Origin of the sequence: Streptomyces lomondensis, assembly GCF_014651035.1 — a bacterium.
Lineage (GTDB): Bacteria > Actinomycetota > Actinomycetes > Streptomycetales > Streptomycetaceae > Streptomyces > Streptomyces lomondensis.
Genome location: NZ_BMWC01000002.1, coordinates 427,579 through 439,651, shown reverse-complemented (window position 1 = coordinate 439,651; position 12,073 = coordinate 427,579). Strand labels below are relative to the sequence as shown.

The 12,073-nt window shown below is 73.1% G+C and carries 12 protein-coding genes; 7 read left to right on the top strand and 5 right to left on the bottom strand.

Annotated features, from left to right (window positions below):
• Positions 1 to 394 precede the first annotated feature (394 nt).
• Both dprE2 and dprE1 read right to left on the bottom strand, forming a co-directional pair.
• Positions 395 to 1,150 carry a decaprenylphospho-beta-D-erythro-pentofuranosid-2-ulose 2-reductase gene (dprE2, locus tag IE255_RS09425; protein ID WP_190049731.1) on the bottom strand — a complete coding sequence of 252 codons (756 nt, stop codon included), beginning with the start codon at positions 1,148 to 1,150 and terminating at the stop codon, positions 395 to 397.
• A 19-nt stretch (positions 1,151 to 1,169) separates the two neighbouring features.
• On the bottom strand, positions 1,170 to 2,564 hold the full coding sequence (gene dprE1 / locus IE255_RS09420; protein WP_308280864.1) for a decaprenylphosphoryl-beta-D-ribose oxidase: 1,395 nt from the start codon (positions 2,562 to 2,564) through the stop codon (positions 1,170 to 1,172).
• Positions 2,565 to 2,697: 133 nt separating this feature from the next.
• Here dprE1 and IE255_RS09415 point away from each other — a divergent pair, with 133 nt between their 5' ends.
• From IE255_RS09415 to IE255_RS09400, 4 genes are read left to right on the top strand one after another with little or no spacing between them, the layout of a single operon-like run.
• The gene (locus tag IE255_RS09415; protein WP_190049730.1) at positions 2,698 to 3,219 is read left to right on the top strand and encodes a phosphatase PAP2 family protein; all 522 of its coding nucleotides are present in this window, start codon (positions 2,698 to 2,700) and stop codon (positions 3,217 to 3,219) included.
• A complete protein-coding gene (locus tag IE255_RS09410; RefSeq protein ID WP_190049729.1) occupies positions 3,212 to 4,156 on the top strand; it encodes a decaprenyl-phosphate phosphoribosyltransferase in 945 nt (314 codons plus the stop codon). The genes IE255_RS09415 and IE255_RS09410 overlap by 8 nt, the downstream gene beginning before the upstream one ends.
• 23 nt (positions 4,157 to 4,179) lie before the next feature.
• Positions 4,180 to 4,650: a GtrA family protein gene (locus IE255_RS09405; protein WP_190050094.1), complete on the top strand. Its 471-nt coding sequence runs from the start codon at positions 4,180 to 4,182 to the stop codon at positions 4,648 to 4,650.
• Positions 4,638 to 5,555 (top strand): YihY/virulence factor BrkB family protein, encoded by a 918-nt coding sequence (locus IE255_RS09400; protein WP_190049728.1) that lies wholly within the window; start codon positions 4,638 to 4,640, stop codon positions 5,553 to 5,555. The genes IE255_RS09405 and IE255_RS09400 overlap by 13 nt, the downstream gene beginning before the upstream one ends.
• Here IE255_RS09400 and IE255_RS09395 read toward each other — a convergent pair.
• Positions 5,503 to 6,822 carry a D-alanyl-D-alanine carboxypeptidase family protein gene (locus tag IE255_RS09395; RefSeq protein ID WP_372487519.1) on the bottom strand — a complete coding sequence of 440 codons (1,320 nt, stop codon included), beginning with the start codon at positions 6,820 to 6,822 and terminating at the stop codon, positions 5,503 to 5,505. The genes IE255_RS09400 and IE255_RS09395 overlap by 53 nt on opposite strands.
• Positions 6,823 to 6,913: 91 nt before the next feature.
• Between IE255_RS09395 and IE255_RS09390 the strand changes: the two genes are divergently transcribed.
• The 3 genes from IE255_RS09390 (at position 6,914) to IE255_RS09380 (ending at position 10,753) form a co-directional block, all read left to right on the top strand.
• Positions 6,914 to 7,153, top strand: coding sequence for an SCO4848 family membrane protein (locus IE255_RS09390; protein WP_190049726.1), 240 nt, complete (start codon positions 6,914 to 6,916; stop codon positions 7,151 to 7,153).
• 476 nt (positions 7,154 to 7,629) lie between these two features.
• A complete protein-coding gene (locus IE255_RS09385; protein ID WP_443732516.1) occupies positions 7,630 to 9,012 on the top strand; it encodes a metallophosphoesterase in 1,383 nt (460 codons plus the stop codon).
• Between the two features lie 184 nt (positions 9,013 to 9,196).
• On the top strand, positions 9,197 to 10,753 hold the full coding sequence (locus IE255_RS09380; protein WP_190049724.1) for an ABC transporter substrate-binding protein: 1,557 nt from the start codon (positions 9,197 to 9,199) through the stop codon (positions 10,751 to 10,753).
• Between the two features lie 14 nt (positions 10,754 to 10,767).
• Here IE255_RS09380 and IE255_RS09375 read toward each other — a convergent pair whose 3' ends face one another.
• Positions 10,768 to 11,508, bottom strand: coding sequence for a TetR/AcrR family transcriptional regulator (locus IE255_RS09375; protein WP_190049723.1), 741 nt, complete (start codon positions 11,506 to 11,508; stop codon positions 10,768 to 10,770).
• Positions 11,509 to 11,525: 17 nt separating this feature from the next.
• A complete protein-coding gene (locus IE255_RS09370) occupies positions 11,526 to 12,065 on the bottom strand; it encodes a thiol-disulfide oxidoreductase DCC family protein (protein WP_190049722.1) in 540 nt (179 codons plus the stop codon).
• Positions 12,066 to 12,073: the final 8 nt, after the last annotated feature.

Below are 12,073 nucleotides of genomic sequence, written 5' to 3'. Positions count from 1 at the left end.
GAGCACCCGGGCAGGTCAGTCGGCAGTTGCCGGTGTCCCGGTGGATCAGCTGTCGGCCGCGCGGAGTCCCGGTGGGTCACCCGCCCGGCCGCCGGGTGCCCGGCGTCAGTCGGCAGCTGCCGGAGTTCCGGCGGGTCAGCTGCGCGGTGTCCCGGTGGGGCAGCCGTCGGCCGCCGGGCACCTGGCAGGTCGGCTGGCAGCTGCCGGACACCCGGCGGGTCAGCCGCCGGCCGCCAGGAGTCCCGGTGGGTCAGCCGCCAGCTGCCGGACCCCCGGCGGGACAGCTACCAGCCGCCGGGCACCCGGCAGCAGCCGCCCCCCGGCGGGGCAGGCCACAGCCGCCGAAACCCGGCCTGCGGATCAGATCGGCAGTCGCCGAAACCCGACCCGCGGATCAGATCGGCAGTCGCCGGAACACGCCCCGTGGCAGATGCCGTAGCGCCGACATGACCACCCGCAGCGCGCCCGGCACCCAGACCGTCTCCGAGCGGCGCCGCAGACCCAGCTCCACGGCCGTCGCGACCGCCTCGGGCGTCGTCGCGAGCGGCGACTCGGGCAGGCCGGCGGTCATCCGGGTCCGGACGAAGCCGGGGCGTACGACCATGACGTGTACGCCCGTGCCGTGCAGCGCGTCGCCCAGGCCCTGCGCGAAGGCGTCCAGGCCGGCCTTGCTGGAGCCGTAGATGAAGTTCGCACGGCGGGCCCGCTCGCCCGCGACGGACGACATCACGACCAGCGAGCCGTGCCCCTGGGACTGGAGCGCGCGGGCGCACACCAGGCCCGCCGAGACCGCGCCGGTGTAGTTGGTCTGCGCGACCCGCACCGCCGCCTCCGGTTCCCGTTCGTCACGGGCCTGGTCGCCCAGGAGCCCGAAGGCGAGCAGCACCATGTCGATGTCGCCCTCGGCGAAGATCTTCCCGAGCACGGCCTCGTGGGAGGTGGGGTCCAGCGCGTCGAAGGCGACGGTGTGCACCTCCGCCCCGAGCCCGCGCAGCTGCCCGGCGGCCTCCTCCAGGGCGGGCGAGGGACGGCCCGCCAGCCAGACCGTACGGGTGCGCCGGGCGATCAGCCGGCGGGCGGTCGCCAGCGCGATCTCTGACGTACCGCCGAGGACGAGCAGGGACTGGGGGAGGCCGAAGGCGTCCTTCATGACAGCTCCTAGTTGTTGCCTAAAGACCGAGGCGGCGGGCCAGGTCGGACACGAAGACCCCGTGCGGGTCCAGTTCGGCGCGCAGGGTGCGGAAGTCGTCGAGGCGCGGGTACATCGCCGCGAGCAGTTCCGGGCGCAGCCGGGCGTCCTTGGCGAGGTAGACCCGGCCGCCCGCGGCGGCGACCTCCTCGTCGAGCTCGTCGAGGAACGCGCCGAGGCCGGGCAGGCCCGCCGGGATGTCCAGCGCCAGCGTCCAGCCCGGCACGGGGAAGGACAGCCAGCCCGGGTCGGACTCCCCGAAGCGCTTGAGGACGGCCAGGAAGGACGGGCAGCGGCGTTCGGAGATCCGGCGCACGATGCGGCGCAGGGCGTCCTCCTGGCCGTAGCCGACGACGAACTGGTACTGCACGAAGCCGCCCCGGCCGTAGACGCGGTTCCAGTGGGGCACGCCGTCCAGGGGGTGGAAGAAGGCGGAGATCCGCTGGAGTCGGCCGGCCCGGGCGCGGGGGGACTTGCGGTACCAGAGCTCGTTGAACAGGCCCACGGTGGTCCGGCTGAGCAGGCCCTCGGGGAGGACGGCGGGCGCGGACGGGAGGCGCGGCGTGCGGAAGGACAGCGGGTCCCGGCGCAGGCGGGCGGGGAGCGCGTCCAGGGGCGCGTGGTCGCCGCGGGTGAGGACCGCGCGGCCGGTCGCCGCGCCGCGGGCCAGCAGGTCGATCCAGGCGACCGAGTAGCGGTAGCGGTGGTCGGTGGCCGCCAGCCGGGCCATCAGGTCGTCGAGGTCCGTCGCCCGTTCGGTGTCGACCGACATCAGCGAGGTCTCGACCGGCTGGAGCCGGATCGTCGCGGTGAGGATCACACCCGTCAGGCCCATGCCGCCCGCGGTGGCGTCGAACAGGGGCGTGCCGGGGATCACCGTGCGGATCTCGCCGTCCGCGGTGAGCAGTTCGAGGGCGAGCACGTGCCGGGCGAAGGAGCCCGAGACGTGGTGGTTCTTGCCGTGGATGTCGGCGCCGATCGCCCCGCCGACGGTGACGTAGCGGGTGCCGGGGGTGACCGGCACGAACCAGCCGAGCGGCAGCAGCACCTCCATCAGCCGGTGCAGGGAGACGCCCGCGTCGCACAGCACGGTGCCGCCGTCGGCGTCGATCGCGTGGACGCGGTCCAGGCCCGTCATGTCGAGCACGGACCCGCCCGCGTTCTGCGCCGCGTCCCCGTACGCCCGGCCCAGGCCCCGGGGGATCCCGCCGCGGGCCCCGCACTCCCGGACGGCCGCCGCGGCCTCCTCGTACGTCCGCGGGCGGATCAGCCGGGCGGCCGTCGGAGCGGTGCGGCCCCAGCCGGTGACGGTGGTGTGGTCCAGGCCCATGACGTCAGGGGCGGAATCGGGGACGGAATCGGTGTCGGCAGACATGTCCGTGACCGTATCGCCCCCATGTGAGCTATTAGTTCGAGAACATGGCATCCCTCCCCGAAACGGGTGATTAATGGGATGTCGCTCAATATTGCCGGAGTTCAGGCCAGGTGGGCGTGAACAGTGAGTCCACATGGACGACCTCGACGACCTGCACGACATGGACCACCGGATCGTTTCGGCGCTCAGGGCGTGCGGCACCGACCCGCGCGTGGCCGGTGCCGCGCGTGCCCTGTCCTGGGCGGGGGAGCACGCGGCGCTGTGGCTGGCGGCGGGGCTCGCCGGAGCCGCCGTCGACCGCAGGAGACGCGGCGCCTGGCTGCGCGGCACCGCCCTCACCGCGGGGGCGCATCTCGTCAGCATGGGGGTGAAACGGGTCGTGCGCCGCCCGCGCCCCGCGCACGTCGAGCCCCTGGTGCGCACGGCCGGCCGGCACTCCTTCCCCAGCTCCCACGCCACCTCCGCCACGGCCGCCGCCGTCGCCTTCGGCGCCCTGGGAGCCCGCGCGGTCCCGCCCCTCGCCGTAGCCGTGTGCGTCTCACGCCTGGTGGTCGGGGTCCACTACCCCTCCGACGTCGCGGCCGGTGCCGCCCTCGGCGCCCTCACGGCCCGGCTCGGCGCCCGCTGGATGAGAGGAGGCGCCCACCATGGCTGAGACGGCCATCCTGCGGCAGCGCGCCCCCGAGCAGCAGTCCGCGTCACCCCGCAAGGGCGGTCTCCTGGCCGGTCTCGTCAGGACCGCGCGGCCCAAGCAGTGGATCAAGAACGTCCTCGTGGTCGCGGCCCCGGCGGCGGCGGGCGAGCTCTTCGCCCGGCACGCCCTGATCCAACTCGCCCTGGTCTTCGTCCTCTTCACCGCCTGCGCCGCCGCCGTCTACCTCGTCAACGACGCCCGCGACGCCGACGCCGACCGCGCCCACCCCGTCAAGCGGCACCGCCCGGTCGCCGCCGGACAGGTCCCCGTGCCCGTCGCCTACGCCGTCGGCGGCTGCCTCGGCGTCCTCGCGCCCTGCGCCGCGGCCTGGCTGTGCGGCCCGGCCGTCGCCGCCCTGCTGACCGCCTACCTCGCCATGCAACTGGCCTACTGCGTCAGCCTCAAGCACGTCCTCGTCGTCGACCTGGCCGTCGTCACCACCGGGTTCCTGATGCGGGCCATGGTCGGCGGACTCGCCCTCGGCATCCCGCTGTCGCGCTGGTTCCTGATCACCACCGGGTTCGGCGCGCTGTTCATGGTGTCGGCCAAGCGCTACTCGGAGGCCGTGCAGATGGCCGGAAAAGCGGGCGCCACGCGCGCGTTGCTCACCGAGTACACCACCGGCTACCTCCGCTTCGTCTGGCAGCTCGCGGCCGGTGTCGCCGTCCTCGGCTACTGCCTGTGGGCCATGGAGGAGGGCGGCGTCCCGCACACCAGCGTGCTGCCCTGGCGGCAGCTGTCCATGGTCGCCTTCATCCTCGCGATCCTGAGGTACGCCGTCTTCGCCGACCGCGGCACGGCCGGGGAACCCGAGGACGTCGTCCTGCGCGACCGGGCGCTCGCCCTCATCGGCCTGGTGTGGATGGCCATGTACGGCCTGGCGGTGGCCAATTGGTGACCACGCGCGCGTGGCCGAGCCGCATGCTTCCGGGCCGCAAGCTCCCGGGCCGCAAGCTCCCGAGCCGCACGCTCCCGTGCCGCCGGGAACTCCTGGGGTTCGCCGCCGTCGGTCTCCTCGCCTACGCCGTCGACCTCGCGCTCTTCACGTACCTGCGCGGCCCCGCCGCCCTCGGCCCGCTCACCGCCAAGGCCCTGTCCTTCGTGGCCGCCTGCTCCGTCGCTTACGCGGGCAACGCCCTCGGCCCCTACCGCACCGCGCGGGCCCGGGGCCTGCGCCCGTACGCCGTGTTCTGCGCGGTGAACCTCGCCGGGGCCGCCGTCCAACTGCTCTGCCTCGCCGTCAGCCACTACGGCCTCGGACTCACCTCGCAGCGCGCGGACACCGTCTCCGGCGCGGTCGTCGGCATGGCGCTGGCCACGGTCCTGCGGTTCTGGGGTACCCGTACATGGGTGTTCCGGGCGGAGGGCAGAGTCGGATCATGGACTGGCTGAAAAAGCTCCCGATTGTCGGGCCGTGGGCGGAGCGGCTGATGATCACCCACGCGTGGCGGTCGTTCGAGCGGCTGGACCGCGTGAAGTGGACGCGGCTGGCCGCCGCGATGACCTTCAGGAGTTTCGTCGCGCTCTTCCCGCTGCTGACGGTGTCCGCCACCATCGCCGCCGCCACGCTCAGCACGGCGCAGCAGAACGCGCTTCAGGACAAGATCGCCGAGCAGGTGCCCGGCATCTCCGACCAGCTCGACATCGCCGGGCTGGTGGACAACGCCGGCACGATCGGGCTCATCGCCGGCGCGCTGCTGCTCTTCACCGGCATCAGCTGGGCCGGTTCCATGCGCGAGAGCCTGCGGGCGGTGTGGGAACTGCCCGACGACGAGGAGAACCCGGCCCTGCGCTACGCCAAGGACGCGGGCGTTCTGATCGGCCTCGGCGGCGCGCTCCTCGTCACCATCGCCGCCTCCGCCGTCGCCTCCGCGATGATCGGCTGGATCACCCGGCAGCTGGGCATAGACGAGGGCGGCTGGGGCGGGATCCTGCTGCACACCGCCGCGTTCCTGGTCGCCGTGCTCGCCGACTTCCTGCTGCTGCTCTACGTCCTGACACTGCTGCCCGGCGTCGAGCCGACGCGGCACCGCCTGTTCGTGGCGGCGCTGACCGGCGCGGTCGGCTTCGAACTGCTGAAGTTGCTGCTCAGCGGCTACCTCCAGGGCGTGGCCGCGAAGAGCATGTACGGCGCGTTCGGCGTGCCCGTCGCGCTGCTGCTGTGGATCAACTTCACCTCGAAGCTGGTGCTGTTCTGCGCCTCCTGGACGGCGACGCAGAGCAAGCAGGACGAACTCCCGGACCTCACGGACGAGTCCGGCGGCGCACCAGATCCGGCAGCGGCCAGCGGCGGTTGACCAGGAACGCGCCGCCCGCGAGCAGTACCAGCACACCCCCGGTGATGCCGAGCGCGACCCCGACGCCGCTGGAGCCCTTCGCGGCCGGGGCGCTGGCCACCGGCTTGGCGCCGGTCCCGGCCGTGCCGCTGCCGCCGTCCCCGGCGCCACCGGCCTCGCCGGAGGGGTTCGCGCCGGGCTGGGCACTGGCCTGCGCGGCGCTCTTCGGCGGCACCAGCTCGCCCACCGGCTGCACCTTCCCGGCCGCCTTGAAGCCCCAGTCGAACAGCCGGGCGGTCTCCTTGTAGACCTCGTTGTGCTCGTCCTTCTCCGGGTTCATGACCGTGACCAGCAGCACCTTGCCGTCCCGCTCGGCGACGCCGGTGAAGGTGGCGCCCGCGTTGGTGGTGTTGCCGTTCTTGACGCCCGCGATGCCCTGGTAGACGGGCACGTCGGAGTCACCGGCCAGCAGCCGGTTGGTGTTCTGGATCTCGAAGGCCTTGCGGACCGTCTTGCCCTTCTTGTCCTTCTTCGTCTCGCCGGGGAACTTCGCGCTGACCGTCGAGGCGTACTCGCGGAAGTCCTTCTTCTGCATCCCGGAGCGGGCGATCAGCGTCAGGTCGTAGGCCGACGAGACCTGCCCCTCGGCGTCGTAGCCGTCCGGGCTGACGACGTGCGTGTCGAGGGCCTGGAGCTCCTCGGCGTGCTCGTTCATCTCCTTGACGGTGTTCTCGATGCCGTCGTTCATCGCGGACAGCACGTGTACGGCGTCGTTGCCGGAGCGCAGGAAGACCCCGAGCCACAGGTCGTGGACGGTGTACGTCTCGTCCTCCTTTATCCCGACCATGCTGGAGCCCGAGCCGATGCCCGCCAGGTCGGAGGGCGCGACCTTGTGCTTGGCGGTCCTGGGGAACTTCGGCAGCAGCGTGTCCGCGAACAGCATCTTCAGCGTGCTCGCCGGGGCGAGGCGCCAGTGCGCGTTGTGCGCGGCCAGGACGTCACCGGTCTCGGCGTCGGCGACGATCCAGGAGCGGGCGGTCACCTCCTTCGGCAGCACCGGCACGCCGCTCGCCAGGTTCACCTGCGTCCCCGCCCGCCCGAGCCGGGCGCCGCCGACGGTCGACATCGACGCCGGGGGAGTGGCCGAGGGGCTCGTCGACGGGCTGCCCGAAGGGCTCGGTGACGGGCTCGGGGCGGCGACGGCGGCGGGTGCGGCCAGGGCGAGGGACGACAGGACGGCGGAGGTGACCAGCAGGGATCGCCTGGCGGTCTTCTTGGGAGCGGGCACGGTCGGAAACGTACATGCAGTACGCAGGGAAGTCCCGCCTCCGTCCCCACCCCGCGAACGGAACCGGACAGGCTCTGGCGATACTGGACTCATGAAGCTCAGCCGCCCCGTCTCCTGGTTCCTGCTCGCCTTCGGGGTGTGGAGCTGGGTCATCTGGATCACTTTCGTCAAGAACCTTGTCATGGACAGCAGCGGGCTCGCCTTCGACGACGGTCATCCCACGGCTTACTTCTGGGTGCACCTGCTGCTCGCCGTCGTTTCCTTCGTATTGGGGACGGCCATCGGGGCCATCGGGTTGCGTGGTCTGCGCGCACTGCGCCGGACGTCATAACGGCAATCGGGAGACACGACACCGTGCCCATCGTCTTCGTACTCGTCGCACTGCTCGTCCTGGCCGTCCTCGTGACGGCCAACTGGTACGTGTGGCGACGCCTGTTCCGCGACACGACCCGGGGTCCGGGGCTCACCCGCCGCCTGGGCGCCGTGCTGGTCGCCGGCGGCTGGGCCCTCGCGATCACGGCCCTGGTTGCCGAGCGCACGGGCGCTCCCTTCTGGCTCCAGCAGGTCCTCGCCTGGCCGGGCTTCCTGTGGCTGGCCCTGTCGATCTACCTGTTCCTGGCGGTGCTGGCGGGGGAGGTCGTACGACCGCCGCTGCGGTGGTTCCTGGACCGGCGAGCGAGAACGGGCCCGGGGCCCGATGCGTCCGACAGGGGAACGGGGCCGCAGGGGGACGGCGTCGCGGGCGCGCCCGCCGATGCGGCGGCGTCCGAGGTGGCCGCCGCCTCGCAGGTCGACCGGGGCGATGGAGTGCCTGCCGGTGCGACGACGGCTGGTTCGCAGGCGGCTGGCGTCGCGGACGCGCCCGGGGCCGTGTCCTCCGCCACGACCGCAGCCACCCCGCAGGGAGGCGGCGCCTCCGGTGCGCCGGTGCCCGCGGTGGCCGCAGGTGCGGCGGCGGCCGGTTCGCAGGCGGACGGCGGTGTCGGTGAGCCTGGTGGGTTGCCTGCCTCGGCGACGGCAGCCGGTTCTCAGGCGGACGGCATCGCAGGCATGCCCAGTGGGGCGCCTGCCTCCACGGCGGCAGCCGGTTCTCAGGCGGACGGTGGCAGCGCCGCGCCCGCTTCCGCCGCGGCAGCCGCCTCGCCCGCCGACCCCGGCTCCACAGCGACCGCCCCCCACCCGCAGGCCGACCACACCCCCGAGGCCTCACCCCAGCCGCTCACCACCACCGCGCCCGAGCCCACCGCTCCCACCGCCCCCGAGTCCACGGCGCCCACCGCCTCCGCGCCCACCGCCTCCGAACCCACCGCGCCCGAGCCCACCGCGCCCACCGCCTCCGCGCCCACCACTCCCGCCCCCACCGGCCCCTCCCGCCGACTCTTCGTCTCCCGGGTCGTCGCCGGGGCCGCCGCGGCCGCTGCTGTCGGGACCGTGGGGTACGGCACCTACGGCGTGCTGCGTGGGCCGAAGGTGAAGCGGGTCGCCGTGCCGCTGGCCAAGCTGCCGCGTGCCGCGCACGGGTACCGGATCGCCGTGGTCAGCGACATCCACCTCGGCCCGGTCCTGGGCCGCGGCTTCGCGCAGACGGTCGTCGACACGATCAACGCGACCCAGCCCGACCTGATCGCGGTCGTCGGCGACCTGGTGGACGGGAGTGTGAAGGACCTGGGCCCCGCGGCCGCCCCGCTCGCCCAGCTGAGGGCCCGTCACGGGTCCTACTTCGTCACCGGCAACCACGAGTACTTCTCCGGCGCCGAGCAGTGGGTCGAGGAGGTCCGCCGCCTGGGCCTGACCCCGTTGGAGAACGCCCGCAGGGAGATGCCGTACTTCGACCTGGCCGGAGTCAACGACGTGGCGGGCGAGGACGAGGGCCAGGGCCCCGACTACGCGAGGGCCCTCGGCGACCGGGACACCGCACGCGCCTGCGTGCTGCTCGCCCACCAGCCCGTCCAGATCCACGACGCCGTCGAGCACGGCGTCGACCTCCAGCTCTCCGGCCACACCCACGGCGGCCAGCTCTGGCCCGGCAACCTCCTCGCCGCCGCGGCCAACCCCACCGTCGCGGGCCTGGAGCGCTACGGCGACACCCAGCTCTACGTCTCCCGCGGCGCCGGCGCCTGGGGCCCGCCCACCCGGGTCGGCGCTCCGTCGGACATCACCCTGATCGAGCTGGCGTCGAAGCAGGCCTGACCGCGCACCTCAGGGGAGCGCTGTGAAACCGGACCGAAACGCCCATCGGTAAGTTCTTTCCCAACTCATCAGATCTCCCTTCCCCCTGGTCAAACTCCTGTGATTGGGTGAGCCCGCCACGAAGGGGTGTGGCATACGCACATGGGCCCAAGGGGCCCGGGGAGGCCCAGGGAGGGCAAAGCCGATGCGATCGGTTCGCATACGGATAATCGCGGCGCTGCTCGTCCTGGCCGGCGCGGGCGTGGGCGCCTGGCAGTTCCTGCCGTCGAAGAGCGACGGCGGGACCATCACGGTCGGCACGACGGACGCCGTCACCTCGCTCGACCCGGCCGGCGCCTACGACGCGGGCTCCTGGGCGCTGTTCAGCAACGTCTTCCAGTCGCTGCTGACCTTCGCCCCGGGCGGCACCGCCCCCGTGCCGGACGCGGCGAAGAGCTGCTCGTTCGTGCGCGGCGACCTGACGACGTACCGCTGCGAACTGCGCTCCGGCCTCACCTTCCCGAGCGGCCGGACGATGACCGCCCAGGACGTGCGGTACTCCTTCGACCGGATCCTGCGGATCAAGTCCCCCGTCGGCCCGGCGCCCTTGCTGGAGACCCTGCGCTCGGTGGACGCCGACGGCATGACCGTCACGTTCCACCTGTCCTCGCCCGACGCCACGTTCCCGTTCAAGGTGGCCACCGGCGCCGGCTCGATCGTCGACCGCACCAAGTACCCGGCCGGCAGGCTGCGCACCGGCGACGGTGTCGACGGCACGGGCCCGTACACCCTCACCTCGTACACGAAGGACAGGAGGGCGGTCCTCGCCCCCAACCGGCACTACCAGGGCGCCGTCCAGGGCGGTGCGCACCGGCCCGTCGAACTGCGCTACTACGGCGACCCCGGCGCCCTGGACACCGCCTGGAAGGACAAGCGGATCGAGGTCGCGACCCGCCAGCTGCCGCCGCAGGTGCTCGCCGGACTGAACCCGAGCGACCCCACGCAGCGCGTCTTCGAGGCGGACGGCTCCGAGACCCGGAACCTGTACTTCAACACCCGTGCGGGCAAGCCCCTGCACGACCCGAAGGTCCGGCAGGCCATGGCCTGGCTGATCGACCGCGAGCGGCTGGCCGCCACCGTGTACGACGGGACCGTCGACCCGCTGTACTCGCTGATCCCGGCCGGCCTCACCGGCCACACCGCCTCGTTCTTCGACGACTACCCGAAGCAGGACCCGAAGAAGGCACGGCAGCTCCTCACCGAGGCCGGCGTGACCCTGCCGGTCCGCTTCACCTACGGCTACGCCAAGGGCCGCGGCGCCGGTGCGCAGGAGGCCGCCGAGATCAAGCGGGAGCTGGAGGCGACCGGCCTGTTCCAGGTCACGGTCCAGGGCTACGAGTGGACCGACTTCCAGAAGCGGTGGGCGAGCGGCAAGCTCGACGCGTACGCCGTCGGCTGGGTCGCCGACTTCCCCGACCCGGACACCTTCGGCGCCGCGCTCGTCGGCACGGACAGCGCCATGAACACCGGCTACAGCAGCAAGACGGTCGACCGGCTCATCACCGACAGCCGGCGCTACGCCGACCGCAGCGAGGCCGACCAGGACTTCCGCGCCGTGCAGCAGACCGTCGCGCGGGACGTGCCGGTGCTGCCGCTGTGGCAGGCGAAGGAGTACGTCGTCACCACCGAGGACATCGGCGGCGGCCAGTACCTCTCGGACGGCACGGGCGTGTTCCGGCTGTGGAGCCTCACCGGGATCTGACGCCCCGGCAGACCCTAGGCGCCGGTGCGCCGCGCGGCCGGGTCCGGGATCGCCCGCGTCATGCCCGGCAGGAAGTCCGTGAACAGCTCGTGCACCTCGCGGACGAGGGGCCGCAGCACCCGGAAGCGGGCCAGGGCGACGCCGCGCGCGGTGAGCCGGGCACCGCGCTCGGCGAGCCGGTAGCTGCGCTCGCGGCCCTCGGTCCGGTCGAAGATCCAGTACAGGCAGAGCCCCATCTGGGACAGCCACATCAACTCGGGCAGGATGTCCCGCAGTTCCTCGGGCACCTTGGTCTTCACCCCGGCCAGCACGTCCCGGTGGACGCTGATCGCCTCCTCGCGCGCGTGCTCCGACTCGGGGGAGAAGGGGCTGAGCGGGCTGTCCGGGTCGGCGGCGTTCTTGAAGAACTGCACCGCGAACTCGTGGTAGGGCGCCGCGATGTCCAGCCAGGCCCGCAGCACACCCGCGAGACGCGCCTCCAGGTCGGTCTCCCGGTCCAGGATCTCCCGGACCGCCACCTGGTGCTCGGCGGCGATCCGGTCGTAGAAGCCCTGGATCAGGTGCTCCTTGCCCTCGAAGTAGTAGTACGCGTTCCCGACGGAGACCCCGGCCTCCTTGGCGATGGCCCGCATCGTCGTCTTGTCGTAGCCGCGCTCCTGGAACAGCCGCATGGCCGTCTCCAGGATCAGCGCGCGGGTCTGCTCGGACTTGGTCGGGTTGGCGCCGTCGCCGGGGCCGTCGTTCTTCGCGGGCACGGGAAGAGAGCCTAACGTCAGCGCCCGGGCGCCGGGCGAGGGGCACAGGTGCCGTCCGCGCAGCCCGGGGCGGTGTAGGACCAGCCGCCGTCCGGGTCGTACGACCACCCGTCCGCCCGCCGGTACACCCGCCCGCCCCACCGCGCCCCCTCCCGCTGCCCCCGGTGCCACTGCGCCCCGCGCCATTTGGCGGCGGCGAGCACCGCGCCCTTGGCGAGCCGGGCACCCGACGGCGTGCTCAGCCGGTGGGCGAGCGGCCGGTGCTCGCGCAGCGCCCACAGGGTGACGATCCAGGCGGCGGGTCCCTCGTAGACCTGCCCGGCGTCACCCACAACGGTGATCTCGTCGAGGGTGCGGCCGTGGTCGAGGCCGGGAAAGCGCCGCCGGGCCTCCTCGGAGGCGGCCGGGACCAGCTCCAGCGGCACCAGCTGGGGCTGCCGCCGGAGCCAGTCGCGCAGGAACGCGCACAGGGAGCACTCGGCGTCGTACAGGACGGTGAGCCGGCGGACCGGTGCGGGTGCGTGCGGGACGCCGGCGTTCGCGCCGGTGGCGTTCATGCGGGCCT